28 protein-coding genes are annotated in these 26,631 nt (G+C 65.2%); 10 read left to right on the top strand and 18 right to left on the bottom strand.

Annotated elements, in window-relative coordinates; genetic code table 11:
* Nucleotides 1-7 precede the first annotated feature (7 nt).
* Nucleotides 8-1,597 (bottom strand): phosphoglycerate dehydrogenase, encoded by a 1,590-nt coding sequence (serA, locus tag MLD63_RS11710; protein ID WP_255330462.1) that lies wholly within the window; start codon nucleotides 1,595-1,597, stop codon nucleotides 8-10.
* Nucleotides 1,598-1,698: 101 nt separating this feature from the next.
* Complete coding sequence (locus tag MLD63_RS11705) at nucleotides 1,699-2,844, bottom strand: phosphoserine transaminase (RefSeq protein ID WP_255330095.1); 1,146 nt, start codon at nucleotides 2,842-2,844, stop codon at nucleotides 1,699-1,701.
* Between the two features lie 130 nt (nucleotides 2,845-2,974).
* Between MLD63_RS11705 and serB the strand changes: the two genes are divergently transcribed.
* Nucleotides 2,975-3,844: a phosphoserine phosphatase SerB gene (serB, locus tag MLD63_RS11700; RefSeq protein ID WP_255330094.1), complete on the top strand. Its 870-nt coding sequence runs from the start codon at nucleotides 2,975-2,977 to the stop codon at nucleotides 3,842-3,844.
* Nucleotides 3,844-4,602: a TSUP family transporter gene (locus MLD63_RS11695; protein ID WP_255330093.1), complete on the top strand. Its 759-nt coding sequence runs from the start codon at nucleotides 3,844-3,846 to the stop codon at nucleotides 4,600-4,602. Before serB ends, MLD63_RS11695 begins: the two co-directional genes overlap by 1 nt.
* Here MLD63_RS11695 and MLD63_RS11690 read toward each other — a convergent pair.
* Nucleotides 4,599-5,585 carry an asparaginase gene (locus MLD63_RS11690; RefSeq protein WP_255330092.1) on the bottom strand — a complete coding sequence of 329 codons (987 nt, stop codon included), beginning with the start codon at nucleotides 5,583-5,585 and terminating at the stop codon, nucleotides 4,599-4,601. The genes MLD63_RS11695 and MLD63_RS11690 overlap by 4 nt on opposite strands.
* Nucleotides 5,586-5,735: 150 nt before the next feature.
* On the opposite strand from MLD63_RS11690, the gene MLD63_RS11685 reads away from it, so the two are divergent.
* Both MLD63_RS11685 and rlmN read left to right on the top strand, forming a co-directional pair.
* Nucleotides 5,736-6,269 (top strand): invasion associated locus B family protein, encoded by a 534-nt coding sequence (locus tag MLD63_RS11685; RefSeq protein ID WP_255330091.1) that lies wholly within the window; start codon nucleotides 5,736-5,738, stop codon nucleotides 6,267-6,269.
* 94 nt (nucleotides 6,270-6,363) lie between these two features.
* A complete protein-coding gene (gene rlmN / locus MLD63_RS11680) occupies nucleotides 6,364-7,539 on the top strand; it encodes a dual-specificity RNA methyltransferase RlmN (protein WP_255330090.1) in 1,176 nt (391 codons plus the stop codon).
* Nucleotide 7,540: 1 nt separating this feature from the next.
* On the opposite strand, the gene MLD63_RS11675 is transcribed toward rlmN, so the two are convergent.
* Both MLD63_RS11675 and MLD63_RS11670 read right to left on the bottom strand, forming a co-directional pair.
* A complete protein-coding gene (locus MLD63_RS11675) occupies nucleotides 7,541-8,164 on the bottom strand; it encodes an SOS response-associated peptidase (RefSeq protein WP_255330089.1) in 624 nt (207 codons plus the stop codon).
* A gap of 22 nt (nucleotides 8,165-8,186) precedes the next feature.
* The gene (locus tag MLD63_RS11670; RefSeq protein WP_255330088.1) at nucleotides 8,187-9,038 is read right to left on the bottom strand and encodes an LOG family protein; all 852 of its coding nucleotides are present in this window, start codon (nucleotides 9,036-9,038) and stop codon (nucleotides 8,187-8,189) included.
* A gap of 96 nt (nucleotides 9,039-9,134) precedes the next feature.
* Between MLD63_RS11670 and dapD the strand changes: the two genes are divergently transcribed.
* Together dapD and MLD63_RS11660 are read left to right on the top strand one after the other, a co-directional pair.
* Nucleotides 9,135-9,956 (top strand): 2,3,4,5-tetrahydropyridine-2,6-dicarboxylate N-succinyltransferase, encoded by an 822-nt coding sequence (gene dapD / locus MLD63_RS11665; RefSeq protein WP_255330087.1) that lies wholly within the window; start codon nucleotides 9,135-9,137, stop codon nucleotides 9,954-9,956.
* Complete coding sequence (locus MLD63_RS11660; protein ID WP_255330086.1) at nucleotides 9,953-10,408, top strand: YaiI/YqxD family protein; 456 nt, start codon at nucleotides 9,953-9,955, stop codon at nucleotides 10,406-10,408. Before dapD ends, MLD63_RS11660 begins: the two co-directional genes overlap by 4 nt.
* Here the strand turns inward: MLD63_RS11660 and MLD63_RS11655 are convergent.
* Entirely contained in the window at nucleotides 10,405-11,454 is a 1,050-nt protein-coding gene (locus MLD63_RS11655; protein ID WP_255330085.1) for an endonuclease/exonuclease/phosphatase family protein, read from the bottom strand. The two genes, MLD63_RS11660 and MLD63_RS11655, sit on opposite strands and share 4 nt — an antisense overlap.
* Nucleotides 11,445-12,050, bottom strand: coding sequence for a 3-isopropylmalate dehydratase small subunit (leuD, locus tag MLD63_RS11650; RefSeq protein ID WP_255330084.1), 606 nt, complete (start codon nucleotides 12,048-12,050; stop codon nucleotides 11,445-11,447). The genes MLD63_RS11655 and leuD overlap by 10 nt, the downstream gene beginning before the upstream one ends.
* Before the next feature lie 286 nt (nucleotides 12,051-12,336).
* Here leuD and MLD63_RS11645 point away from each other — a divergent pair, with 286 nt between their 5' ends.
* A complete protein-coding gene (locus MLD63_RS11645; protein WP_255330083.1) occupies nucleotides 12,337-12,987 on the top strand; it encodes a hypothetical protein in 651 nt (216 codons plus the stop codon).
* 3 nt (nucleotides 12,988-12,990) lie between these two features.
* Here the strand turns inward: MLD63_RS11645 and leuC are convergent, their stop codons facing one another.
* On the bottom strand, nucleotides 12,991-14,412 hold the full coding sequence (gene leuC, locus MLD63_RS11640; protein ID WP_255330082.1) for a 3-isopropylmalate dehydratase large subunit: 1,422 nt from the start codon (nucleotides 14,410-14,412) through the stop codon (nucleotides 12,991-12,993).
* Between the two features lie 260 nt (nucleotides 14,413-14,672).
* On the opposite strand from leuC, the gene MLD63_RS11635 reads away from it, so the two are divergent.
* The 3 genes from MLD63_RS11635 (at nucleotide 14,673) to rlmH (ending at nucleotide 17,010) form a co-directional block, all read left to right on the top strand.
* Nucleotides 14,673-16,028: a mechanosensitive ion channel family protein gene (locus MLD63_RS11635; RefSeq protein WP_255330081.1), complete on the top strand. Its 1,356-nt coding sequence runs from the start codon at nucleotides 14,673-14,675 to the stop codon at nucleotides 16,026-16,028.
* Between the two features lie 102 nt (nucleotides 16,029-16,130).
* Entirely contained in the window at nucleotides 16,131-16,529 is a 399-nt protein-coding gene (gene rsfS / locus MLD63_RS11630) for a ribosome silencing factor (RefSeq protein ID WP_255330461.1), read from the top strand.
* Between the two features lie 13 nt (nucleotides 16,530-16,542).
* On the top strand, nucleotides 16,543-17,010 hold the full coding sequence (gene rlmH / locus MLD63_RS11625) for a 23S rRNA (pseudouridine(1915)-N(3))-methyltransferase RlmH (RefSeq protein ID WP_255330080.1): 468 nt from the start codon (nucleotides 16,543-16,545) through the stop codon (nucleotides 17,008-17,010).
* 23 nt (nucleotides 17,011-17,033) lie between these two features.
* Here rlmH and MLD63_RS11620 read toward each other — a convergent pair whose 3' ends face one another.
* The 10 genes from MLD63_RS11620 to motA form a co-directional block, all read right to left on the bottom strand.
* Nucleotides 17,034-18,272, bottom strand: coding sequence for an adenosylmethionine--8-amino-7-oxononanoate transaminase (locus MLD63_RS11620; RefSeq protein ID WP_255330079.1), 1,239 nt, complete (start codon nucleotides 18,270-18,272; stop codon nucleotides 17,034-17,036).
* Nucleotides 18,269-18,925 (bottom strand): dethiobiotin synthase, encoded by a 657-nt coding sequence (gene bioD / locus MLD63_RS11615; protein WP_255330078.1) that lies wholly within the window; start codon nucleotides 18,923-18,925, stop codon nucleotides 18,269-18,271. Before bioD ends, MLD63_RS11620 begins: the two co-directional genes overlap by 4 nt.
* Nucleotides 18,910-19,974: an 8-amino-7-oxononanoate synthase gene (locus MLD63_RS11610; protein WP_255330460.1), complete on the bottom strand. Its 1,065-nt coding sequence runs from the start codon at nucleotides 19,972-19,974 to the stop codon at nucleotides 18,910-18,912. Before MLD63_RS11610 ends, bioD begins: the two co-directional genes overlap by 16 nt.
* Nucleotides 19,975-20,044: 70 nt before the next feature.
* Nucleotides 20,045-21,103, bottom strand: a complete 1,059-nt coding sequence (gene bioB / locus MLD63_RS11605; protein WP_255330077.1) for a biotin synthase BioB — start codon at nucleotides 21,101-21,103, stop codon at nucleotides 20,045-20,047.
* Between the two features lie 76 nt (nucleotides 21,104-21,179).
* Entirely contained in the window at nucleotides 21,180-21,536 is a 357-nt protein-coding gene (locus tag MLD63_RS11600; protein ID WP_255330076.1) for a hypothetical protein, read from the bottom strand.
* Nucleotides 21,537-21,540: 4 nt separating this feature from the next.
* Complete coding sequence (gene flhB, locus MLD63_RS11595; RefSeq protein WP_255330075.1) at nucleotides 21,541-22,605, bottom strand: flagellar type III secretion system protein FlhB; 1,065 nt, start codon at nucleotides 22,603-22,605, stop codon at nucleotides 21,541-21,543.
* The gene (locus MLD63_RS11590) at nucleotides 22,605-23,360 is read right to left on the bottom strand and encodes a flagellar biosynthetic protein FliR (protein WP_255330074.1); all 756 of its coding nucleotides are present in this window, start codon (nucleotides 23,358-23,360) and stop codon (nucleotides 22,605-22,607) included. Before MLD63_RS11590 ends, flhB begins: the two co-directional genes overlap by 1 nt.
* Entirely contained in the window at nucleotides 23,357-25,453 is a 2,097-nt protein-coding gene (locus MLD63_RS11585) for a flagellar biosynthesis protein FlhA (protein ID WP_255330073.1), read from the bottom strand. Before MLD63_RS11585 ends, MLD63_RS11590 begins: the two co-directional genes overlap by 4 nt.
* Nucleotides 25,428-25,760, bottom strand: a complete 333-nt coding sequence (locus MLD63_RS11580) for a hypothetical protein (protein ID WP_255330072.1) — start codon at nucleotides 25,758-25,760, stop codon at nucleotides 25,428-25,430. Before MLD63_RS11580 ends, MLD63_RS11585 begins: the two co-directional genes overlap by 26 nt.
* Nucleotides 25,760-26,629: a flagellar motor stator protein MotA gene (gene motA / locus MLD63_RS11575; RefSeq protein WP_255330071.1), complete on the bottom strand. Its 870-nt coding sequence runs from the start codon at nucleotides 26,627-26,629 to the stop codon at nucleotides 25,760-25,762. Before motA ends, MLD63_RS11580 begins: the two co-directional genes overlap by 1 nt.
* Between the last annotated feature and the right edge of the window lie 2 nt (nucleotides 26,630-26,631).

The following is a 26,631-nucleotide window of genomic DNA, read 5'->3' as shown; positions in this document are numbered from 1 at the left end:
CGCCGCCTCAGACCTCGAAACGCAGGGCGCGCGCCTGCAGGAACTTGCCGGTCTGCTGCAGCGCCGCCAGCGCCTCGGCCGAGATCGGCTCGTCCAGATACAGGATCGCGATCGCGTCCCCGCCCGACCCTGACCGGCCCAACGCGAAATTGCCGATGTTCACGCCCTGATCACCCAGCGTCATTCCCAGCGCGCCGATCACGCCCGGCACGTCGCGGTTGCGGGTATAGAGCATGTGCTCGCCCACCTCGGCATCGATGTTGATACCTCGGATCTGGATGAAGCGCGGCTTGCCGTCGCTGAACACCGTTCCCGCGATCGAGCGTTCGCGTTCCGCCGTGACCACGGTCAGTTTGATGTAGCCCTCGAACGCGCCCGATTGCGCCTGATGCGTCGTGGACAACTGCACCCCTCGTTCGCGCGCCATCACCGGGGCCGAGACCATGTTCACATCCGGATTGGTCGCCTTCATCACCCCCGCGATTACCGAGGCGTTCAGCGCGTTCAGGTTCATCTCGGCCACGGCGCCGTCGTATAGCACGTTGATCGCCTTGATCGGCTCGTCCGTGGCCTGACCCACGAAGGCGCCAAGATGTCCGGCCAGCTTCAGCCACGGCCCCATCACCGCGGCTTCCTCGGCGGTGACCGAGGGCATGTTCAGCGCATTCTGCACCGCGCCCGTCAGCAGGTAATCCGACATCTGCTCGGCCACCTGGATCGCCACGTTCTCCTGTGCCTCACTGGTCGAGGCTCCCAGATGCGGCGTCACCACAACATTGGGCAGGTTGAAGAGCGGGCTTTCCGTCGCAGGTTCGACCGCGAAGACGTCGAAGGCAGCACCGGCGATGCGACCATCCTTCAACGCCTCGGCCAGCGCCTCCTCGTCGACCAGCCCGCCGCGGGCACAGTTGATGATACGCACCCCCGGCTTGAGCTTGGCGATCGCCTCGCGCGACAGGATGTTGCGGGTCTTGTCGGTCAGGGGCACGTGGAAGGTGATGAAGTCGGCGCGACCCAGCAGCTCGTCCAGCTCGACCTTCTTCACGCCCAGTTCGGCCGCCCGCTCTTCGGACAGGAAGGGATCATAGGCCAACACCTTCATGTGCAGCCCCAGCGCGCGGTCGATGACAATGGCTCCGATATTGCCCGCGCCGATCACGCCCAGCGTCTTGTTGAACAGTTCCACCCCCATGAAGCGGTTCTTTTCCCACTTGCCGGCATGCGTGCTGGCGCTGGCTTCGGGCAGCTGGCGGGCGACCGCGAACATCATCGCGATCGCATGTTCCGCAGTGGTCACGCTGTTTCCGAAGGGCGTGTTCATCACGATCACGCCCTTCTTGCTGGCAGCCGGGATGTCCACGTTGTCGACCCCGATTCCGGCGCGACCGACGACCTTCAGGTTGCCCGCCTGTGCCAGCAGCTTTTCGGTGACCTTGGTCGCGGACCGGATCGCCAGGCCATCATAGCCGCCGATGATGTCGGCCAGCTTCTCCTTGTCCTTGCCCAAATCGGGCATGTAGTCGACCTCGACCCCGCGGTCGCGGAAGATCTGGACGGCGGTTTCGGACAGCTTGTCCGAGACGAGAACTTTCGGCATGTCGTTCATCCCTTGTGCTGCATCCGGGCCGATGCCTCGCGGATGCTTCTTCTTCATGGAAATATCCCGGGGGGCGCGGGGGGCTGGCCCCCGGCTTTCGCTTATTCCTGCGCGGCCAGTTCGGCGCGATAGGCCCATTCGATCCATGGCATCAACGCCGCGACATCGGTGCTTTCTACGGTCGAGCCACACCAGATCCGCAGGCCCGGCGGCGCATCGCGGTAGGATCCCGCGTCCAGCGCCACCCCTTCCGCTTCCAGCCGCTTTGCGACGGCCTTGGCAAAGGCCGCGCCGTCCTTGATCGCCGGATCGGTGAAGCGCAGGCAGACGCTGGTGGTCGAAGCGGTCGCCGGATCTTCTGCCAGATCAGCGATCCAGTCCTTGCCCGCGATGAAATCGCGCACCGCGGCGGCATTGGCATCCGCCCGCGCGATCAGACCCTCAAGCCCGCCGATGCTTTCGGCCCAATCGAGCGCCACGAGGTAGTCCTCGACCGCCAGCATCGACGGCGTGTTGATCGTCTCACCCTTGAAGATGCCCTCGATCAGCTTGCCGCCCTTGGTCAGGCGGAAGATCTTGGGCAGCGGCCGGTCGGGGGTGAAGCTCTCCAGCCGCGCGACCGCGCGGGGGCTCAGGATCAGCATTCCGTGTGCCGCCTCGCCGCCCAGCACCTTCTGCCAGCTGAACGTGGTCACATCCAGCTTGTCCCAGGGCAGGTCCATCGCGAAGGCCGCGCTGGTCGCGTCGCAGATGGTCAGCCCGTCGCGGTCGGCGGGAATCGCATCGCCCGACGGCACCCGCACGCCGCTGGTCGTGCCGTTCCAGGTGAAAACCACATCGCGGTCGAAATCGACCTCTGCAAAATCGACGATCTGGCCGTAATCGGCGACCCGCACCGTCGCGTCCAGCTTCAGCTGCTTGACCGCATCGGTCACCCAGCCCTCGCCGAAGCTTTCCCAGGCCAGCATCTCGACCGGGCGACAGCCCAGCATGGTCCACATCGCCATCTCGACCGCGCCTGTGTCCGAAGCCGGCACGATGCCAATCCGGTAATCCGCAGGCACGCCGAGGATCGATCTCGTCTGCTCGATCGCGCGCGCAAGCTTCGCCTTGCCGACGGACGCACGATGCGAGCGGCCAAGGGGCGCGTCCGCAAGCTGATTCAGGTTGTAGGTGGGGTTCTTCGCGCAGGGCCCCGACGAAAATCGCGGGTTCGCCGGCCGCGCGGCCGGTTTCAAATCGCTCATTGCTCAGCCTTCCAGCTAAAAGCCCCTCGTTGGGGAGGGGTGTCCCACTTGCCGCGATACCGCCGCCGGGCCGGGTGGCGCAAGGAAAATTTTGGGCCTAGAGGGGCGGCAGCCCCATCCGAGGTCCGCCATGTTCGTCGTCACCCTGATCGCAACGTCCGCGCTGGAATCCGCGCTGCTCGAATCGCTGCGGCGACAGTGGGACGGGACGGCTTTGCGCTGGCTCGACCCCGGCCGCGCAGCGGAATTCGCGATCCCTCAAGCTCCGGCCGATCTGGATGCGGTCGGCTCGGAGTTGCGCGGTTCAGGGATCGACATGGCGTTGCTGCCCGCTGAGAACCGGCGCAAGCGACTGCTGCTGGCCGACATGGATTCGACCATGATCGATCAGGAATGCATCGATGAACTGGCGGACGAGGCGGGCGTCGGCGCGCATGTTGCCGCGATCACCCAACGCGCGATGAACGGCGAACTCGACTTCGATGAGGCGCTGACCGAGCGCGTCGCATTGTTGAAGGGTCTGCCGCAATCCGTCATCGAGGACGTGCTGCGAACGCGCATCACGATGGCGCCGGGCGGGGCCACGCTGGTCGCGACGATGCGGGCGAATGGCGGCTACGCGGCTTTGGTGTCCGGCGGGTTCGTGTCCTTCACCGGCGCGGTCGCGCGGCGGCTGGGCTTCGACGAGGATCGCGCCAACGTGCTGCTGACGCAGGACGGGGCGTTGACCGGGCAGGTCGCCCGCCCGATCCTGGGGCGCGAGGCGAAGGTTCAGGCGTTGCATCAGATTGCCGCCGCGCGCGGCCTGACGCCGACCGATGCGATCGCGGTTGGCGACGGGGCCAACGATCTCGACATGCTGGCAGCGGCTGGGATCGGCGTCGCGCTGCACGCCAAGCCCGTGGTTGCCGAGCGCGCCCGCGTCCGCATTGACCACGTCGATCTGACCGCGCTTCTGTTCCTTCAGGGCTATACCGCCGCCGAATTCGTGACACCGTGATGCCCGATCTTTCTGTCGATCTGATCCTGCTGCTGGTCGCGGCGGGTTTCGCAGGCGGTTTCGTCGACGCAATCGCTGGCGGTGGCGGTCTGATCACGCTGCCGGCGCTGCTGCTGGCTGGCCTGCCGCCTGCGCAGGCTTTGGGAACCAACAAGGTGCAAGCGATCTTCGGGGCGGCGACTGCAGCGGCGAGTTACGCCGCGCGCGGTCTGGTCGATCCGAAGACGCAGGCTCGCGCCGCGGCGATGGCCGGGGCAGGGGGCATGGCCGGAGCCGCGCTGGTGGCATGGCTTCCCACCGATCTTCTGCGGATCGTCCTGCCGGTGGTGCTGATCGGTGTCGCCGCGTTCTTCGCGCTCAAGCCCGGGCTTGACGATTTGGACCGAGCGCGCCGGATGGCGCCGGCGCTCATCACGCTTCTGGTCGTGCCGGCCGTCGGTTTCTATGACGGCCTTTTGGGTCCGGGCGCGGGGTCCTTCTACATGATCGCCTTCGTGACCTTGGCGGGTTACGGCGTCCTGAAGGCGACGGCGCATACCAAGCTGTTGAACCTGTTTTCAAACCTTGGCGGGCTGACGGTCTTTGCCTTGGCCGGTCAGCCGCTCTGGTTGCTGGGCGCGGCGATGGGCGTGGCACAGATGGCAGGCGCGTTTTTCGGTGCGCGGATGGCGATGCGGATCGGCTCTCGATTGATCAAGCCGCTTCTGGTCGTGACATCGACCGCACTCGCATTGCGTCTGATCTGGCAGATGCTCTAGCGCGGAAAGCCCGCCGCCAGCCGCATCTCGCCGTAGGCGATCCCGTTCCAGTTCCGCATCGGATCGGTCAACAGCTTGCCGACCACCGGATGCCCGCTTTCCAGTGCGCCCAGATGGACCAGCAGCGCGGTAATCGCTGCCTCGGACGCGCGGGTGCCGCCGTCCATGATCTTCAGCGCGACGCCCAGCCCCTGGTCGGGCAGGATCGCGATGAAGACCGCTTCGGCCCCGGTCTTGACCGCGACGCGCCCCCCCATCGCACGCATCAGCGCAGTGCAGGCGCGGCCTTCACCCGCCACCATCTCGGGGTAGGCACACATCGCCTGGACCAGCCGTTCCATTGCCTGTCCCCGCACGCCGCCCTGCGGTTGCGCAAAACTCGCCATGGCACGCGCCAGGCCGGTGACCGTGCAGGGAAAGTTCGGCGCCGAGCAACCGTCGATTCCATATCCGGGCGAGGTCTCCTGCGTCACCTCCTCGAAAGCCTGTTTCGCCGCCTGTTGAACAGGATGATCGATGTCATGGTAGTCGGGTCCCGCGCCCAGATGCTGGTTCAGTGTCAGGAACCCGGCATGCTTGCCCGAGCAATTGTTGTGCAGCTGGCAGGGCGAAATCCCGCCGCAGGTCAGGCGCTTGTTCTCGTCCTTGTCGGCCGGCATGTGGCTGCCGCAGCGCAGGTCGCTTTCCGACAGGCCCCGCGCCTTCAACCACGCGTCGACCGCGTCCACATGGATCGCGGCGCCGTTGTGGCTCGCGCAGGACAACGCAAGCTGCCGTGGTACAAGCCCCGCGGCGTCCGCCGCGCCTGATTCTAGCAACGGCAGCGCCTGGATCATCTTGCAGGACGAGCGCGGAAAGATCATCGCGTCGGGATCGCCCCAGGCCGCGACGATGCCCTTGCTGTCGCAAATCACCGCATGACCGCGATGGACGCTTTCCAGCATCCCGCCGCGCCACAATTCGATCAGATCCGCCGCCGCCATCGCCCTAATCCCTGACATTTACGCGATTTCTCGCCGTCGCCTCTTTCTCGGCGCCGGCATTATCAGCTATCGTCCCCATCAGGCGGTTGCACTGGCGACCGCAATGGGCTTGAACGCCGGATAACAGGCGATGATGCAGGAGGCCAGAGCATGAAATCATCCAAGCTACGTGCCGTATTGGCCGCGACGGCCCTTGGCGTCGGGATTGCCGGGCCGATCGCGGCGACCGCGCAGGAATCGAGCAACGTCGTTGCGACCGAGGGCGTCTGGACGGTGTTCGCCGCCGACGATCCCCGTGAATGCTGGGCGGTCTCGCCGCCGGAATCGACGCGGAACACCGACAGTGAAGGCAATGCCAAAGAGGTGACGCGCGGCGACATCCGTCTGTACGTCGCCTATCGCCCGGGACAGGAAGGTGAAGTGTCCTTTACCGGCGGTTACCCCTTCGCGCCCGACAGCACGGTCGAGGTCGATATCGGGGGCACCAAGTTCAATCTGTTCACCGAAGGCGAAAGCGCCTGGACCGGCAGCCCGTCGGACGATGCGCGGCTGATCAGCGCCCTGCGCGCGGGTTCCAGCGCTGTGGTCTCGGCCCGATCCTCTCGCGGGACGCTGACGCAGGACACGTTCTCGCTGTCGGGCATCACCGCCGCGACCAACACCGCCAAGGAACGCTGCCAGTAAGGCACGCGAGTTGACGCTTTCGGACGGGCGGCTGTTGATTCGGTCGCCCGTTTCGCTTATCTGCCGTCCTTTCCGCCGTTATCCAGGTGCCGCCATGGCCGATACGCCGATCACTCAGGATGTAATGACCATCCCGCGCAAACTGCCGCAGACGGGCCGGACGAACATCGTCGGCCTGACCCGCGACCAGTTGCGCGACGCGTTGCTGGACGCCGGTACGCCCGAGAAGCAGGCGAAGATGCGCGTGGGCCAGATCTGGCAGTGGGTCTATCATTGGGGCGTGCGCGATTTCGCGCAGATGACCAATCTCGCCAAGGATTACCGGTCGATGCTGGCCGAGCGGTTCGAGATCGCGCTGCCCGAGGTCGTCACCCGCCAGGTCAGCGCCGACGGCACCCGCAAGTTCCTGCTGCGCATTGCCGGCGGGCACGAGGTCGAGGCGGTCTATATCCCCGAAGAAACGCGCGGCACGCTGTGCATCAGTTCGCAGGTCGGCTGCACGCTGACCTGTTCCTTCTGTCACACCGGCACGCAGAAGCTGGTGCGTAACCTGACCCCGGCCGAGATCGTCGGTCAGGTGATGCTGGCCCGCGACGATCTGGGCGAATGGCCCGAACCCGGTGCGCCCAAGGACGAAACGCGCCTGATCTCGAACGTCGTGCTGATGGGCATGGGCGAACCGCTGTATAATTTCGAGGCGGTCCGCGACGCGATGAAGGTCGTCATGGACAATGAGGGGCTGAGCCTTTCGCGCCGGCGGATCACGCTGTCGACTTCCGGCGTGGTGCCCGAGATCGCGCGCACGGCCGAAGAGATCGGCTGCCTGCTGGCTGTCAGCTTCCACGCCACGACTGACGAGGTCCGCGACAAGCTTGTCCCGATCAACAAGCGCTGGAACATCGACACGCTTCTGGGCGCGCTGCGCGACTATCCGCGGCTGTCGAACAGCGAACGCATCACCTTCGAATATGTGATGCTCGACGGCGTGAACGACAGCGACGACGACGCTCGCCGTCTGGTCAAGCTGATCCGCGGTATCCCGGCGAAGATCAACCTGATCCCGTTCAACGAATGGCCCGGCGCACCTTACAAGCGCAGCTCGTGGGAACGGATAGAGGCGTTTGCCGACATCGTTCACAAGGCCGGCTACGCCAGCCCCATCCGGACCCCGCGCGGCGAGGACATCATGGCTGCCTGCGGTCAGTTGAAATCCGCGACCGAGCGCGGCCGGAAAAGTCGGGCAGAGATCGCGGCCGAAGCGGCCGGCTGATCTAGGCTTCGAACGGCTCGATCAGGGCCTCGCCGTCATCCTTGATCCCGAACCGCGCAACCGGATGGTGCGCCAGCCGCGCGCCTGCGCCAAGGTCGGGATCATCGCTGCCGCCCAGCCAGGCGTCGCGCTCGTCGGCGTTCAGGATGACCGGCATGCGGTGATGCAGCCCGTCGACCGCGGGATTGGCCGCCCGGGTCAGGATCGTGCAGGTCAGCAGATCTTGCCAGCGTGAGGCGAGCCCAGCGAAAAACATCGTTTCCGCATTACCGTCGGGATGAATGAAATGCGGCTGCTTTGCACCCTTTTCGCCGGTCCACTCGTAATAACCCGCCGTGGGGATCAGGCAACGTCCATGCCTCCAGACCGCGCGGAAGGCGGGTTTGTTCGCCGCATCCTCAATCCGCGCATTGAAGGTCGCGGCCTTCCAGTCCTTCATCTCGCCCTTGTGCCACGATGGGATCAGCCACCAGCGCGCGTGAAAGCCCTGCAGCGGTGACTTGGCAAGGATCAGGACCGTCTCGGTCGGCTTGACGTTGAAGCGGCGCGGAAGCGGATCGATCTTCAGCTCCGAGAAATCCCAGTCACTTCCGCGAAGGTTCGGATCGACGAATCTGCCGCACATGCAAGCATCTCCAGTATCTGGCTCATCGCGCTTCGGGGGGCGGTTCACGCCGAGGCTTGGGTGTCCAGTGGTCGATGATCGCCACTGCCTCGTCAGCGCTTTCGACGAAGTGAAACAGGCCCAGATCGCTGTCACTGATCGTCCCGGCGTCGGCCAGCGCCTGCCAATCGATGATCCTTTCCCAGAACTCGCGCCCGAACAGAAGGACCGGAACCGGTCTCATCCGTCCGGTCTGGATCAGCGTCAGCGTCTCGAACAGTTCGTCTAGGGTCCCGAACCCACCGGGAAACACGGTGATCGCCGCCGCACGCATCAGGAAATGCATCTTGCGGATCGCGAAGTAATGGAAATTGAACGACAAATCCGGGGTGACGTATTCGTTGGGCGCCTGTTCATGCGGCAGCACGATGTTCAGGCCGATCGACTGCCCGCCGGCTTCTTGGGCGCCAAGATTGCCCGCTTCCATCACGCCCGGCCCGCCGCCTGTGCAGATCACGAATTCACCGCCGCCGCCCGCCAGACTGCGTTCCGTCATCACGCGGGCGAAGTTGCGTGCTTCGTCGTAGAACACCGACAGATCGGCCAGGGTCTTCGTCCGTGCACGCTCGCGTTCGTCCGGCGAAGGAATGCGCGCGCCGCCGAACATGACGACGGTGGACTCGATCCCAGCCTCGTCCATCATCATCTGAGGCTTCAGCAATTCCAGTTGGAACCGCACCGGCCGCAATTCCTCGCGCATGAGGAAATCCAGATCGGTATAGGCCAGACGGTATGCCTGTGCCCGCGTCTGTGGCGTATCCGGGATGTGGCTCGCGGTCGCGGCGTCCTGGCGGCTGGCGCGGAACGGATGGCCGCGATCGTCTTCGGTCTTCATGAAATTCCCCGTCTCGACCGGGCGCGGCGTTGCGCCCCGGGTCAGCCCCGCTTATAGCCCGATCAACACCGATGCCACCCGCAGAAAGGCCGATCCATGTCAGAGCAACTTGAATCCGCCATCGAAAAGGCTTGGGAAAACCGCGCCGAGATCACGCCCACAACCGGGGGTGAGGTTCGCGAGGCGGTCGAAGAGACGCTGGACGCCCTTGATGCCGGCACGCTGCGCGTGGCCGAAAAGCGCGGGACCGATTGGCACGTCAACCAATGGGCCAAGAAGGCGGTCCTGCTGTCCTTCCGCATGAACGACATGGAAATTCAGCCGGGCGGGCCGCAGAGCGGCGGCTGGTGGGACAAGGTCGACAGCAAGTTCAAGGGCTGGGGCGACAACCAGTGGCGCGCGGCTGGCTTTCGCGCGGTGCCCAACTGCATCGTTCGCCGGTCCGCGCATATCGCCAAGGGCGTCGTCCTGATGCCGTCCTTCGTCAATCTCGGCGCCTATGTGGACGAAGGCACGATGGTCGACACCTGGGCCACGGTCGGGTCCTGCGCCCAGATCGGCAAGAACGTGCACCTGTCCGGGGGCGTTGGCATCGGCGGCGTGCTGGAGCCGATGCAGGCCGGCCCCACGATCATCGAGGATCACTGTTTCATCGGCGCCCGTTCGGAAGTGGTCGAGGGCGTGATCGTTCGAGAAGGCTCGGTCCTCGGCATGGGGGTCTTCATCGGCCAGTCCACCAAGATCGTGGACCGCGAGACGGGCGAGGTCATGTATGGCGAGGTACCCGCGGGCTCGGTCGTCGTCGCAGGCTCGCTGCCTTCGAAGAACGGCGTGAACCTGTACTGCGCGGTCATCGTGAAGCGGGTGGACGCGAAAACGCGGTCCAAGACCTCGATCAACGAACTTCTGCGCGATTGACGACGCTCTACATCGACGCTGATGCCTGCCCGGTCAAGGCCGAGGCGGAGCGTGTGGCGACGCGCCACAGGGTGCCGATGGTCCTGGTCTGCAACGGCGGGCTGCGCCTGCCTGCCAACCCGCTGGTCACGCTGAAGATCGTGGCCGAGGGGCCCGACGAGGCCGACAAGTGGATCGCCGAGAATTGCGGGCCGGGTGACGTCGTCGTCACCGCCGACCTGCCGCTGGCCGATCGCTGCCTGAAGGCGGGTGCGGCGGTGCTGACCCATGACGGCGAGGTGCTGAGCATCGCCAATATCGGCCCGCGGCTGGCCACGCGCGATCTGATGGCGGACATCCGCGCTGCCGATCCGTTTCATCAGGGCGGCGGTCGCGCTTTCGGCAAGGCCGACAGGGCGAGGTTCCTACAGGTGCTGGACCGGCATTTGCTGGCCGCGAAACGCGTCAGCTAGGGCAGCGCCAGATCGACCCAGACGAGGCGATGGCGTGACGCCGTGGCGACAGCCGCCCCCAGCTTTGTCTCGGGATCGGGCCAGACGACGCCGGAACCCGCGACCTCCAACCCCTGTGCTGGCAGGATCAGGTCCACCCGCATGTTGCCGGGATCGCCATCCTCATCGTCCCAGTCAGCGGTGTCCCGTGCGGGGTCGCCGCGATGTGTGGCGTTCGCGCCGCTCTGCGGCGGTTGCCACTCGCCCGCCGGACGTGGGTCCTGTGCCACGGTCAGAAGCCGGGCGATCGCATCGCGCCGGCCCTCTCCATCCTCGGGGTCGAGATTGCTGTTACCGACCAGCACCCAAGGCGCATCAGCAGGCAGGTGGTCCAGCCAGAAGACCGCCTCGTCGTGGTTGCGTCGGCCGTTTCGATCCTCGGGCCCGTCGAAGACCGGCGGCGTCGCGGACCACGCCAGCAGATGCAGCGCCTGCGCCCCGACCTGCACCGGCACGTCCCAGTGCGCAGTGGTGGAGAGCCGTTGAATGTCCGGTGCGCCGCCCTCAGGGATCAATGCGTCCGGCAGGTCGCGCCACAGCGTCGCGCTGTAATCCGTGACCTCGCCCAGCGGCAGGCCCGACATCACCGGCATCCCTTCCTGCCCGGTAAACTCGCCGTAGCCCTGCGAGTCGCGCGGCGTGCCTGTGCGTCCGTCACCGTCCAGATCGGCGTCGGTGGCCATGCCGCTGTTCGGCTGCGCGGCGAAGCGATGCGGCATGTCCAGCCCATCTGTGGCCAGAAGCGACGCAAACGCATCGAGCGCACGGCCTTCCAGATCCCAGTCGAAACCGGTCAGCAGAATCACATCGGGTTCGACGTGGGCGATGACTTCGGCCGCCGCCGCGATTTGCGGATCATCGCCCGACAGGATGTCGCGCAGCAGCAGGCCGGGTCCGCGCCGGGTCAGGTCGGGGGAATAGGTGGCAATGCGGATCGTCTCGGCCAAAGCCGCAACAGGCAGAATCAGCGCCAGCGTGACCGCAAGCGCCGCTCGCGTCAGACCCAAGGGCGCGCCTGCGCCATTTCGGTCTCGAACGTGTCGATGGCGGCAGCCTTTTCCATCGTCAGCCCGATATCGTCGAGCCCGTTCAGCATGCAGTGTTTCTTGAACGGGTCGATCTCGAAGCCGAAGCTTTGGCCGTCCGAAGCTGTCACCGTCTGCGCTTCCAGATCGACGGTGATGCGCGCGTTCGCGCCTTTGCGGGCGTCATCCATCAGCACGTCCACCGCGTCCTGCGGCAACGTCACCGGCAGGATGCCGTTCTTGAAGCAGTTGTTGAAGAAGATGTCGGCGAAGCTGGTCGAGATCACGCAGCGGATGCCGAAATCAAGCAGCGCCCAAGGCGCGTGTTCGCGCGACGATCCGCAGCCGAAATTGTCACCGGCAACCAGAATTTCAGCCTCGCGATAGGCGGGCTGGTTCAGGACGAAGTCCGGCACCTCGTTGCCGTCGCTGTCATAGCGCATCTCGTCGAACAGGTTCTTGCCCAGGCCCGAGCGCTTGATCGTCTTCAGGAACTGCTTGGGGATGATCATATCAGTGTCGATATTGACCAGCGGCATCGGTGCCGCGATTCCGGTCAGGGTGGTGAACTTGTCCATCGGGTGAGTCCTTCGTGCGTCGGGCCGCCAAGGGCCGGAAACTCTATCGCAGAAAAAGAATGAGCGGCCAAGCCGCCCGGATGCGAATCCGTGAGGACGCCGATTCAAGCGCTTCCCTGCGACGGCGCGCTGATTGCGACAATCAGCAGGGCCGGCAACGGATCGGCCGACAACCCGCGATTGTGAAATGACGTCCAGGCGGTTGTCTGGTTGGTGGCGGGCTAGGCTGGCCGACTGTGCTGTGGCATGTTCACCTTTGCTTGATAAGCTTCGGATCGCCTCGCCGATGACCCTGACCGACTTTCTCGATTGTCTTGCCGTCGCTGGGCAGGCCGGCCCGGCGCATACCAGCACGCTCGGCTGGGCAACGGTCGGCGCGTATGCCACCTGTGCCGCTCTCGCCGTTATCGTGCTGAGGCTGCGCGGGCGCAGCGCTGGGCGCACCTTCTGGCGGCTGGTCGTCGTGGTTTCGGCGGCGCTCGCCGTCAACGAGGCGATCGGCGCGCAATGGGTGGTCGCGGCGCTTGGCGAATGCATCGCGCGACGTGACGGCTGGTATGGCGGACGGGGCGGCGTTCAGGGCGCCTTGGTCGCCATGATCGTGGTGGTCGCGGCGCTTCTGTTTACCATCCTCATCGTCGCTGCGCGGCGCCACCTGCGTGGAAACTGGGCTGCGGCGCTGGGGATGCTGCTTCTGGTCGATCTGGCCGGGCTTCGGATGGTCAGCCTGCACGGCCTGGACCGGGTGCTGGAACGCCCGGTAGCGATGATCAGCCTTGCCGCCATGCTGGAGATACTGGGTGTCGGGCTCATCGCTGTGAATGCGTTGCGCCACCTCACGCGCCCGCCATCCAGGCGCAAGCGTCGGCGGTCACATCGTCCTTCGGTTCAGGGTGAGCGGCGGACGCGATCACCCGCAGGTCATCGCGCCGCCTGAGCCTCAGACCGTCGCGCCGGTCAGTTCACGAATATCCGTCAGCCGGCCGGTGACCGCCGCCGCCGCCGCCATTGCCGGCGACATCAGATGCGTGCGGCCTTTGTAGCCCTGACGCCCTTCGAAATTGCGGTTGCTTGTTGCAGCACAGCGTTCGCCCGGCTTCAGCTGGTCGGGGTTCATGCCAAGACACATCGAGCAGCCGGCAAGCCGCCATTCGAACCCGGCGTCGAGGAAGATCTGGTCCAGACCTTCTTCCTCGGCCTGCGCACGAACCAGACCCGAGCCGGGGACGACCATGCCACGCAGTCCGTCGGCCAGCTTGCGGCCCTTCAGGATCGCCGCGGCGGCGCGAAGATCCTCGATCCGGCCGTTGGTACAGGACCCGATGAACACCGCGTCGATGGCGATGTCCTGAAGCCGCGTGCCGGGCTTCAGGCCCATGTATTCAAGGCTGCGGCGCGCGGCCTCGACCTTGCCGCCGGCAAAATCCTCGGGGGCGGGAACGGTGCCGGTGATCGGCAGAACGTCCTCGGGCGAGGTGCCCCAGGTGACGACGGGTGCGATGTCTTCGGCGGCGATGGTCACGACTTTGTCGAAATGCGCGCCTTCGTCGGATTTCAGCGTGCGCCACCAGTTCAGCGCCGCCTCCCATGCCGCGCCCTTCGGTGCATGCGGGCGGCCCTGAACATAGGCGAATGTTTTCTCGTCCGGTGCGATCAGGCCTGCTCGGGCGCCGCCCTCGATCGCCATGTTGCAGACGGTCATGCGGCCTTCCATGGACAGATCCCGGATCGCCTGGCCGCAATATTCGATGACATGACCGTTGCCGCCGGCGGTGCCGGTGCGACCGATCACGGTCAGGGTGATGTCCTTGGCCGTCACGCCCGGCGGCAGGCTGCCGGTGATCTCGACCTTCATGTTTTTCGACTTGGACTGGATCAGCGTCTGCGTCGCCAGAACATGCTCGACCTCTGACGTGCCGATGCCGTGGGCGAGCGCACCGAAGGCGCCGTGCGTCGCGGTGTGGCTGTCGCCGCAGACGACGGTCATGCCGGGAAGGGTCCAGCCCTGTTCGGGTCCGACGATATGGACGATCCCTTGGCGCACGTCGGTCACGGGGTAGTAATGCACCCCGAACTCCCGGGCGTTCTTGTCCAGCTCGTTGACCTGGATGCGCGATTCGGCGTTGTCGATATGCGTCTCGCGCCCGTCGGTGGTGGGCACGTTGTGATCGGGGACCGCGATGGTCTTGTCGGGCGCGCGGACGCCTCGGCCGGTCATGCGCAGACCTTCGAACGCTTGCGGGCTGGTCACTTCGTGGACCAGATGGCGGTCGATATACAGAAGGCAGGTCCCATCGTCCTGGCGGTCGACGACGTGGGCGTCCCAGATCTTGTCATAAAGCGTGCGTGGCTGGCCGGTCATGGCGTGTCCTGAAAATGGCTGCTGTGTGGGAAAAGCTGGCAAACAGGCGCGGGGCAACCCCACGCCGACGACATCACAGTCGTGCGGTCACGCCTAGGCTTTCGCCGTAGAACCGTCCCGGCAGGCGGGCGCGGTCGTGGATATCGAAATATCGCGTCATGGGCGCGACATGTAGCGCAGCGCGCGAGACAGGGCAATATCGGCGCCCTTGCGGCAACGCCGTGCTGCCTGTCTAATCAAGCCAGCAGTTGGGGAGAGCGATGGATCAGGTCTCGCCCGAGATCGTCAACGCCGCGCAGGGTTTGTGGTCGCAGATCCGGCTGTTCTTCGAGCATATGCTGCTGCCTTGGCGTCTGTACCAGCTGGCTATCATCGGCGCGCTGATCCTGCTTGGTTGGGCGGGCAAGCAATTACTCTCGCCACGTCTGACCGGCTGGCTGCGCCGGCAGGAGGGGTGGCCGAAATGGCGGCTGCGCCTTGGCATCCTGATCGATCAGCGGTTGCATCTGATCGTCTTCATGGTTTTCGCGTGGCTGACCGTCGCGGTCATGCGCGAAATCACCTGGCCGTCGCGCAGTCAGCTGATCCAGCTTGCCGCGCTTGTGGCCACGGCTTGGGTCCTTATCGGCTTTCTGGTCCGCATCATTGCGAACCGCTTCCTGCGACGGATCGTCAGCTGGGCCGCCTGGATTTGGGTGACGCTCTATTTCCTTGATCTGCTCGACCCTGTCTCGGCCTTCCTCGATTCGATGGCGATCAGCTTTGGCGAGTTCCGGCTGTCGGCCCTGACGGTGATCAAGGCACTGGCCATCACCGGCCTGATGATCGCCGCGGCGCGAACGCTGTCGCAGATGATCAGCGGTCGGCTGTCGCGCAATGCCGACATCTCGCCGACGATGCAGGTGCTGACCGCAAAACTGCTGCAGGTCGTGCTGTTCACCGTGGCGATCGTTGTCGGCCTGAAGGCCGTCGGATTCGATTTGACGGGGCTTGCGGTCTTTTCCGGCGCGGTCGGCGTGGGGCTTGGCTTCGGCTTGCAAAAGGTCGTGTCGAACCTGGTTTCGGGTGTGATCATCCTGCTCGACAAGTCGGTGAAGCCGGGCGACGTCATCAGCATCGGCGACACGTTCGGGTGGATCGAGGAGTTAGGTGCGCGCTACGTCAGCGTCGTGACACGCGACGGTAAGGAATACCTGATCCCGAACGAGGATCTGGTGACCGGGCAGGTGGTCAACTGGTCGCACACCAACAATTTCGTTCGTCTCGATATCCATTTCGGCACGTCCTACAACGATGATCCGCACGAGGTCAGCCGCGTCGCCATAAAGGCCGCCATGACGGTCAAGCGCGTGCTGCCGCATCGCACGCCCGTCTGCTGGGTGACCGGCTTCGGCGACAATTCGGTCGATTACGTGCTGCGTTTCTGGATCACGGACGCCGAGGGCGGGCTGACGAACGTGCGCGGGCAGGTCTTTCTGGCGCTTTGGGATGCGTTCAAGGCCAGCGGAATCTCGATCCCGTTCCCTCAGCGCGAGGTGCGTGTGCTGAACGACACGATTGCCGTCAGCCAAGGCAGGGAAGTGCCGCCGCGTCCCGAATTCGTGTCCGGCGATTGAGATGGGGCGAAAAGATGCTATCTTTAGGGTATCCCCTGCGCCGGGGGACGTTCGGCGCGCTGACCGGAGGATGACACCCTGTCTCAAGACGTCACGACGGCAATCACGCCGACCGCGACCGCCGCGGGCCAAGATCTGAACGCAGACGAGGTCCTTGCCCGCATCCTGTCCTCGCTGGAAGACGACAAGGCCGAGGACATCGTTTCCATCGATTTGCGCGGACGTTCCACGATGGCGGACCATATGGTCATCGCCTCGGGGCGCAGCGCACGGCAGGTGGCCGCGATTGCCGAGAAACTGGCCGAACGCTACAAACATGCCACTGGCCGCACCGCCCGGATCGAGGGTAAGGATGCGGGCGACTGGGTGTTGATCGACACCGACGACGTGGTCGTCCACGTCTTCCGCCCCGAGGTCCGCGACTTCTACCAGTTGGAGAAGATGTGGATGCCTTCGGACGCGTTGGCTCGCGTGCGCGCGGATCGTCCCGCCACGCACTGACGCAGGCTGACTTGTGCGGATCGTCATCGCTGCCGTCGGCAAGCTTCGGCGCGGCGCCGAACTGACGCTCATCGAGGATTATCTCGACCGTTTCGCCAAGGCGGGGCGGTCACTTGGTTTGCCGAAAGTCGAGGTAGTCGAGGTAGAGGATAGGCGCGGCGGCGGCATGGAGGCCGAGGCGGACTTGCTGTCACGTGCAATCCCGACCGGTGCGCTGGTTATCGCACTCGACGAACGCGGCGATCAGATCACCTCGCCCGACGTTACTCATCGGATCGCATGCGCACGCGACGGGGCGCGGGATCTGTGCTTCATCATCGGTGGTGCAGACGGAATTGCGCCTTCGCTTCGCGAGCGCGCCGATCTGCGTATCAGCTTTGGGCGGATGGTCTGGCCGCACATGCTGGCCCGCGTGATGCTGGCCGAGCAGCTTTACCGCGCGGCCACGATTCTGGCCGGCGGCCCGTATCACCGCGAGTGACGTTCATGCTTTAGGCACGGCGATCAGCCCTGCCAGTCGGCGATCGCGCCCCAGACCTGATCGAGGTCATCCGCGGTCACGCAATAGGGCGGCAGCACGTAGACGGTATTTCCCAAAGGACGCAGCAGCACGCCGCGATCAAGGAAATGCGCGCGCATCTTCGGTCCCGCCTCGGCCAGATAGCCGCCATCGCGGACCTTCAGGTCGATCGCTGCAATGGTCCCCTGACGGCGTGGGTTTTCGAACCGCGGGTTAGCGGAAAGCCGATCAAGCCGCTCCTGCTGCATCTTGCCGAGTCTATCCAACCTGTCCTGCATCGGCTCGGATCGCCACAGCGCGACATTGGCCAGGGCCGCCGCGCAGGCGATGGGATTGGCGGTGTAACTGCTGGAGTGGAAGAAGGTCTTGCTGCGATCAGTCGAATAATGCGCCTGAAAGACCCGATCGCTGGCCAGCGTGGCGGCCAGTGGTATCGCGCCGCCCGTGAGCCCTTTCGAGGTGCACAGGATGTCCGGGGAAACGCCCGCATGATCGCAGGCCCACATTTGCCCTGTCCGGCCCCAGCCGGTCATGACCTCGTCGGCGACCAGCAGCACGTCGTGGCGGTGGCAAATGTCGGCGAGGCCCCGCAACACCGCAGCCGGATACATCATCATCCCGCCCGCGCCGAGGACCAGCGGCTCGACGATGAGTGCCGCGATCTCTCCGCCCGCGGCAAGTGCCTCGAAGGCATCGAGCGTCGCGCGACCGTCGCCCTGCGGGAAGGGTATCCTGTCCACGCGGAACATCAGTGGCTCATAGGCTGCATTGAAGACGCCGCGTTCACCGACACTCATCGTGCCGATCGTGTCGCCGTGGTAGGAATGTTCCATGACCGCGATCCGCTGCCGCGTGCCACCGGTGTGGCGCCAATAGCCAAGCGCCATCTTCAGCCCCACTTCGACCGCGGTGCTGCCGCTGTCCGAATAGAACACGCGGGTCAGCCCCTCTGGCGCCATCTCGACAAGCGCGTCGGCCAGCCGGTCGGCGGGATCGTGGGTCAGCCCGGCGAAGATGATCTGGTCCAGCTGATCCGACGTCTCGCGGATCGCCTGCATGATCTGCGGCTGGCGATGACCATGCGTAGTCACCCACCAGCTCGATATCGCGTCGATCAGCTGACGACCGTCATCGGTCGTCAGATAAGCACCTTCGGCCTTGACGATCCGGGGCGGTGCAGGCTCGGTCGCGTGCTGAGTGAAAGGGTGCCAGACAGCGCTCATGCGAAATCCTTCGGGTCGAAATGTTCGGTCATCGCGCGGGCCAGGGCATCCGGACTGGGATCGGCGAGCCAGGGAAGCCGACCAAGGATTCGGACCGAACCCATTGCCCCGATCGTTGCGATGTTGTCGGGATTGTCGTCGCCCACGAAGGCAGCACCATGAACCGGCACACCGCGCGCCCGCAACGATTCCAGTGCCGAAAGCGTATGGCTGATCGTCCCGAGCCCGGTCGAGGCGATCACGATCACCGGGATCTGCCAGCGCGCGAAGAGATCGGCGAACAGCGCATCACGCGTCAGCGGCACCAGCACGCCGCCCGCCCCTTCGATCACCAGCGCATCGACATCGGGCGGGGTCATCGAAGCGGGATCGAGCGTGATTCCGTCCAGTTCGGCCGCACGGTGTGGTGACAGGGGTTGGGTCAGCACGTGCGCTTCCGGGTGCGTTCTTGCGCCCGAAAGCGACGCGACAACAGCGGAATCCGAACCGGCCAGGGGGTGTGACTGCCCAGCATCGGCTGGAACAGGGACGTTGCCTGCAAGCCCCGACTGGACGGGCTTCCAGTAATCGGCGCCGATCAGTCGGCAAAGACCGGCGGCGAATATCGTCTTGCCGATGTCGGTGCCAGTCCCGGAAATCACGAAGCGGGCCATAGATCCTCCAGCGTTTCGACGAGACGACGGATGTCGTCCTCGCTCGCATTCAGGGTCAAGGACACGCGCAGTCGCGCCGTGCCCTGCGGGACGGTCGGCGGGCGGATGCCGCGCAGATCGAAACCGCGCGCCTGCACCGCCTCGGCCAGTTGCATCGTCTCGGCGTCGCCGCCGACGATCAGAGGTACGATCTGGCTACCGCTGGGACGAAGCTGCGGCAGGCGACGCGCCAGTTCCGATCCGAACAGCGCGATCCGCGACTGCAGTGCTTCGCGTCGCTCGGGTTCGTCGCGCAGGATCGTCAGCGCTTCGCGTCCCGCAGCCGCCATCAGCGGCGAGGGTGCTGTCGCGAAGATGAAGGGACGCGCCCGGTTCACCAGAAAATCGATCAGGGCGCGGGCACCGCAAACCAGCGCGCCAGAGCCGCCAAGCGCTTTGCCCAGCGTGTGCAGCGTCACGACATTCTCGCGGCCTTCCAGATGATGAGCAAGGCCGCGCCCCTCGGGGCCAAAGACGCCGGTGGCATGGGCCTCGTCCACCAGCAGAAAGCCCTCTTCGTCTGCAACCGCAGCCAGATCATCCAGCGGCGCGACATCGCCGTCCATGCTGTAGAGGCTTTCGACACTCAGCCAGACCGCGCCGCGCCCCCCATCCTTGCGCCAGGCCGCGATGCGGTCGACGGCATGCTGGACGTCGTTATGCTGGAAGCTGGCCACCTGCGCGCGTCCCGCACGCGCGCCTTCATGCGTGCTGGCATGCGACAGGTCGTCCATCAGGATCAGGTCGCCTCGTTGTGGCAAGGTCGACAGCGCCGCGAAATTCGCGACATAGCCGCCACCAAAGCCCAAGGCCGCCTCGGCGCCGAAGAAGGCGGCGGCCTCTGCTTCGAAGGTCTCTTGCTCGGGCTCATTGCCGCGCAACAGGCGCGATGCAGCCGCACCGACCGGCACGCCCCGGTCCAGCGCGGCGCGGACAGCGGCGATCATCCTGGGCGACCCCGCAAGACCGAGATAGTCGTTTGAGGCGAAATCGACCCCGTCGCGCGGCATCAGACGCCGCAGCCGGGTCTGGTCCCGCAGCCGGGCCAGATCGGCGTGATAGACGGCGAGCCGGGTCAAATCAGCGCAGCACCGGGATTGCGGGATCGCGGGTCGGACGGGCCTCGACCTGACCCGCTGGAACCGCTTCGGGCATATGTTCATGCACCGCCATCGGCTGCAGACCCAGCTTGGCGAACAGCCGTGCGTCCGCATCCTCGCCCGGATTGTCCTTAGTCAGCAGCGTGTCGCCAACGAAGATAGAGTTCGCGCCGGCCATGAAGCACAGGGCCTGCGTCTCATCCGACATCTCGGTCCGGCCTGCGGACAGCCTGACATGCGAGCGCGGCATCATGATGCGTGCGGTGGCGATGGTGCGCACGAAGTCGATCGCATCGACGGGCGGCGCATCGGCCAAGGGTGTGCCCTCGACCGGGATCAGCATGTTGATCGGCACGCTTTCCGGCGGTTCGGACAGGTTCGCCAGCGTGACCAGCATCTCGACCCGATCCTGATTGCCCTCGCCAAGGCCCAAGATGCCACCCGAGCAGACCTTGATGCCGCTGTCGCGGACGTTTTGCAGCGTGTCCAGCCGGTCGGCAAAGGTCCGCGTCGTGATGACGTTGCCGTAATGCGCTTCGGAGGTGTCGATATTGTGGTTGTAGTAATCGAGGCCCGCGGTTTTCAGACGCTGCGCCTGCCCGGCATCGAGCATCCCCAGCGTCATGCAGGTTTCCATTCCCAACGCCTTCACGCCTTCGATCATCGCGGTGATCTGGGCCATGTCGCGTTCCTTGGGACTGCGCCAGGCCGCCCCCATGCAATAACGTGTGGCACCGGCATCGCGGGCGCGGCGGGCCTCGGCGATCACCCGCTCGACTTCCAGAAGCTTGCTGGCGGACAGGCCGGAATCGTAACGCGCGGATTGGCTGCAATAGGTGCAATCCTCGGGACATCCGCCCGTCTTGATCGACAAAAGCCGCGACATCTGGACGCGGTTCGCGTCGAAATGCCGGCGATGGACGGTCTGGGCCTGAAACAGCAGGTCCATGAACGGCTGGTCGAAGACCGCGCGCCCTTCGGCCGCAGTCCAGATCTTGCGGCTGTCCTGAGAGTCGGCGGCCAGGTCGGATTGCAGCATCGGGCGCCCTCGCGATTGGTTCGGCTCGTCCTAGCAGCTTGGTCGGGGGCTGTCCAATGGGTGAAGACCGCTCCGATCAGCCGGGCTTCGTGGCGCGGCGCGCCAGGGCGTACAGCACTTCGGCGCGGCCAAAATCACGTGACGCCTGTTGGCGTGCAACTTCGAACCGGGGCAGCATTCGGGCCAGCTCGGCGTCAGCCTGAATCAATTGCCGCGCCGTGCGCCCGGCCTGCGCGTTGGCGGCCCGTGCCTCGGGCAGCGACAGGGGTGAAGCGGCCTGATGCGCTTGCAGAAGCGCGGTTTGAAACCCTTCAACGCGTGCGCGAGCGGCGCTGACATGCAGGCTGAAGGCCGCGAATTTCTTCAACTCGCGATCAGCCTTGATCCGGGCCAACCGCTCCAGCGCCTTGAGCGTCTTTGGATCGCCCTTCATCGGCTTACCAGCCCGATCGCGCGCGGGCGCGCATCTTCTCGGCAAAGCGGATCGCGGCGGCGACTGGCGCGAACTGGTCCGGCTGGATTTCGGCGCCGAGATCGACGGTCGCGTGAAGGGCGCGAGCGCAGGGCGGATCGGACCAGATCGGAACGCCGTGTTCGGTCGCGCGTTCGCGGATCCGCGCCGCGACGTCGTCCACCCCCTTGGCAAGGCAGACCGGGGCGCGCCCGCTGCCGCGCTTCCATTCCAGGGCCACGGCATAATGCGTCGGATTGACGATCACGACGTCGGCACGTTCGACATCGCTCAGCATCTGGCTGGTTGCGATCTCGACCGCCTTCTGGCGGCGCGCCGCCTTCAGGTGCGGGTCGCCCTCGGAATCCTTGTGCTCGTCCTCGACCTCGCGTCGCGACATCCGGTTCTGTTTCAGATGTTCGTGGCGCTTCCACAGCATGTCGACGATGGCGAAGGCGGCAGAAACCACGATTGCCAGGATCAGCACCCGCTGGAGGATCAGCGGAATGCCCAGCATCCACTGACCTTCGCGCATCAATGCCGAGTTCGTGACGACGCCCAGAAGCGCATCGAACAGATACCAGCCGCCAGCGCAGACCAGTGCCGCCTTGCCGAGCGAGATCGCGAACGTCACGAGGCCCGATGTCCCGAACTTCTGCTTAGCGTTCTTGAATGGATCGATCCGTTTCAGATCGGGGGCGAGCTTCTGACCTGAAAAGACCAGCGCACGCTGACCCAGAAGACCCAGCACGACGGTCACCGCGGGAACAGCGATCAGCCCGGTGATGGCCAGCGATGCGTTGACACCCAAAGCGGTGGCCAGATCGAAGGTATCGGAACGCGGCCACCCGTCCGACCCGATCGCGGTCGTGGCGAGAGCCGTCCAAGATCTGACGGCGAAGCCTGCCGAGACCGCCAGCGCCAGCCAGATGCCGATGTACATCGCGGCTGCATTCAGTTCGGTCGAGCGCGGCACATCGCCTTTTTCGCGGGCCTTGCGCAGCTTCTGTTCGGACGCGTCGAACTGCTTGTCGTCCTTGTCCTCGCTCATCAAGGCCTCGGGAGGGTGAAGGACAGGACCGCATCGGCCCAGAGAGAGACGATCATCGGCACGAAGAGTGCGAGCGCCACCAGCGCCAGCAGGATCGCCGCAGGTGCGCCAATGAATACGACGGGCAGCGCGGGCATCACGCGATTGATGACGCCGCTGAGCGCCTGAAAGAGAAGGCCGCCCAGGATGAACGGCGCCGCCAGCAGCATCGCGAGGCCGAAGCTTTGGGCAACGAATCCTGCAGCGGCCGGCGCAAGCGTCGCGATGTCGGGCAGCCCGCCGCTGGGCCAGATCACGAAAGTATCGGCGATCAGGTCGACCAGCATCGCAGGCAGCCCCAGGGCGAACAGGACCGCGAGCCCGCCCAGATGCAGCATGTTGCCGATCGGGTGCGGGGCGGAATCGCCGGTGCCGCCGATCAGCTGCGCGAGGGAGGCCGTCATCGCGATCGCGGTCGCGGCCATGTCCATCGCGATGGCGATAATGCGCAGGAGCGTCCCTGCGGCAAAGCCGATCACGATCTCGGGCAGGGCCGCGGCAAGAATGGCCTGCGGCGTCTCGGGCATGGTCGCCGCAGGCGCAAGTTCGGTCATCAGCGGGCTCAGCGCCATAGCGATGGCAACCTTGACCCGGACTGGCAACACCCGCTCGCCGAAGCCCGGCAGCGCAAGGATCATCGCCTGGATGCGCAGATAGACCAGCGCGAGGCTCCAGTCAAAGCCGGGCAGCGTCCGGGCGAGATCGTCGAGGTTCATGCCAGCTCGATCGTGCCGATCAGGCGCAGATCGGCCAGCGGATCGATCTCCTCGATGCCGAGGATCGGCATGGCGATTCCGTTCGACCCCAGAACCGCGCGCACCATCCGACGCCGGTGATCCGGCGTCGCGATCACCGGGCTGGTCATCGCATCGACTGATGCGACGGCGCGGCGTGCGGCCTCGGTCAGGCGGCGCGACAGTTCGGGCGTCATCGCACCGGCCGCGGCGCGCCCGGTTTCGGCATCCGAACGCACGAATTCGGCCTCCCATCCCGGATGCAACTGGATCACGTTGATCTGGCCGCCTTCGGTTGCGTGCGCCTGGGTGATCTGACCGCGGAGCCGTTTGCGGACGAGTTCATAGACGGTCTCGACCTGATCCACGCCACGGAATTCGGAAACCGCATCGACGATCAGGGGCAGGTTCCGGATCGAGATCCGCTCTTCCAGCAGGGCGCGCAGAACCGACAGCAAGATGTCGGGCGAGACCTTGTCGGGGATCATCGCGTCGAAATATTTGCGGTAACGGGTCGCGCGCTCGCCATCGCTGAGGTTCTTCAGCTCATCGATCTGTCGCTGCAGTGCGGATTGCGTCAGCAATGCGGGAAGATGGGCCTTCACCACCTCCATCAGATGCGTGGACAGCACCTCCATCGGGGTGACGACGGTCGCGCCGATCACGGCGGCCTCGTGCTGGCTTTCACGCGCGATCCAGCGTGCGGGCGTGGCATAGACGGGCTCGCGTACCGCGATGCCGCCGATCTCGTCCAGCATGGCGTCCGAGCCGAGCGCAAGGATCTCGTGCGGGCGCAGGGTACCGCGACCGCGCACCACGCCCTGAATGCGGATCAGGTAATCCCCCGCCGCCAGATCGTCGGTATCGGTGATCCGCACCTCGGGCAGGATCAGGCCGAAACTCCGCGCGATATGGATGCGCAGGTTGTTGACGCGGGTCCCAAGGCCGCGGGCCGGGTCCAGCGCGATCGCGACCAGATCACCGCCGATTTCGACGCTGATGTCGTCGGTGTCGAGGATATCGCCGATCCGGCTGGCGCGCTCTTCGGCAACAGGTGCCATCTCGACGGGCGGCCTCGCGTCGATCGCAGCCTTGCGCCGGGCGACCAGAAACGCGGCGATACCCATCGCCACGGCGATCGCGAGAAAAACCGGCTTCGGCATGCCTGGAACCAGCGACAGCACCGCCATCGCGCCCGCGACGATTGCGGGCGCCTGCCAGCCGCGGAGAAATTGCCCGGTCAGCAATTGCGCGGTAGTATCTGTAGCACCGCCGCGCGACAGCAGCAGCGCAGCCGCCATCGAGGTGATGAGCGCGGGGATCTGGCTGACCAGACCGTCGCCGATGGTCAGGAAGGAATAGCTGCGCGCCGCATCGCCAAGGGCCATGCCATGAACCATGATCCCGACGGCGAGGCCCACGATCAGGTTGACCATCGTGATGACGAGGCCGGCGATGGCGTCGCCCTTGACGAATTTCGATGCGCCGTCGAGCGATCCGAAAAAGCTGATCTCGCGCGATTCCATGATACGACGCTGCTTGGCCTCTTCATGGGTGATCGCGCCGGAACTCAGATCGCTGTCGATCGCGAGCTGCTTGCCTGGCAGCGAGTCCAGTGCGAACCGCGCCGAGACTTCGGCCATCCGGCCCGACCCTTTCGTGATGACCATGAAATTGACGATGGTGATCACGCCGAAGACGGTAATGCCGACCAGCACCGAACCTCCAGCCACGAAATGCGCGAAGCCGTTGATGACTTCGCCCGCCGCATCGGTGCCGGTATGGCCCTCGGTCAGGATCAGACGCGTCGAGGACACGTTGAGCGACAGCCGGATCACCAGCGAAACGAGCAGCAGGACCGGAAAAGCCTGAAAGTCGACCGGCTTCTCGACCAGAGATGCCATGACGAGGACAAGGACCGACACGGCGATCGAAATCGCGATGCCGAAATCAAGAAAGCCCGCCGGCATCGGGATCACCAGCGAGACGACGATCAGAACCAATGCGCCGGTGATCAGGATCGGGTTTCCCGATCCGCCACGGCCGGTCTCAGCGGCCGCGGATGCGAGGCTCATCGCCGACCTCCTGGTTCAGTCGCGTCGCGGGACGCATCAGGTCGTCCAGCGACCAGGTTCGATCAACCAGCATGCCCGAGCGGCGCAGCCAGACGATCGCCTGCAACCTCTGGTCAGGCTCCATCGCGAGCAGGTGCTGGCGATAATCGGGCTCTAGCGGCTGACCGCCGAGCAGGCGCAGTTCGGCGGCATCGATGAATGGCTGCGCCTGAGGTCTGACCTCGGTATCAAGCACTGCTTCCGCCGAGGCGCTGCCGCATATCGACGACGCGACGAGCAGCACGACAAGGCACGCACAGGATCGCATCAGGCCGCCGCCCGCTTCAGGTCGCGAAGCGCGTCTTCCAGGGCATTGTATTCCGGCCGGACATGGTCCGGGATCGCCTGTCGTCCGACTTCGACGCAAAGGTTGGTCGCATGCTGATGCAGCCCGGCGATAAGGACCGACTTGACCACATCGTAGAAGCCCAGATCCTGCTTGATGACGTTGCTCAGCCGCTGCGCCAGCGGGGCAACCAGACCGTAGGCCAGAAAAACGCCCAGGAAGGTTCCGACCAGCGCCCCGCCGATCATCTTTCCCAGAACGGTCGGCGGCTCGTCGATCGAGCTCATCGTCTTGATGACACCCAGCACTGCCGCGACGATCCCGAGCGCCGGCAGTGCGTCGGCGACGCTTTGCAGCGCGTGCGGGACATGCATTTCCTCTTCGCTGAGATTGGCGATGCGGCGCGAGAGCATTTCCTCGACCTGGTAGGGATCGTCGTAGTTCAGGCTGGCAGAGCGCAGCGTGTCGGTGATGAGCGAGATCACCTCGTGATCGGCCAGAAGCCGAGGATAGGCGGTGAAGATCGACGAGGCCTCGGGTGCCTCGACATGTTCCTCCAGCGCAATCTGGTTGGCCTGAGCGATCCGCAACAATTGGTACAGCAGGCACAGCACGTCCTGATGGTCCTGCGTCGTCCAGCGCGGTCCCTTGAAGGCTCGGATCAGCGCCTTCGGCGTATGCTTGAGGACGGCGGTGCTGTTCGACAGCAGATAGGACCCGACGGCCGCACCGCCGATCATCATCATCTCGAAAGGCAGCGAGTGCAGGATGACCGCCAGCTTGCCGCCGGCCAGAAGGTAGCCGCCAAAGACCATGGCCACGGTCAGCACGATGCCGACAAGTCCGAACATGC

Source organism: Paracoccus albicereus, from assembly GCF_024359525.1.
GTDB lineage: Bacteria > Pseudomonadota > Alphaproteobacteria > Rhodobacterales > Rhodobacteraceae > Paracoccus > Paracoccus albicereus.
This window is presented reverse-complemented; position numbering and strand designations above follow the sequence as displayed.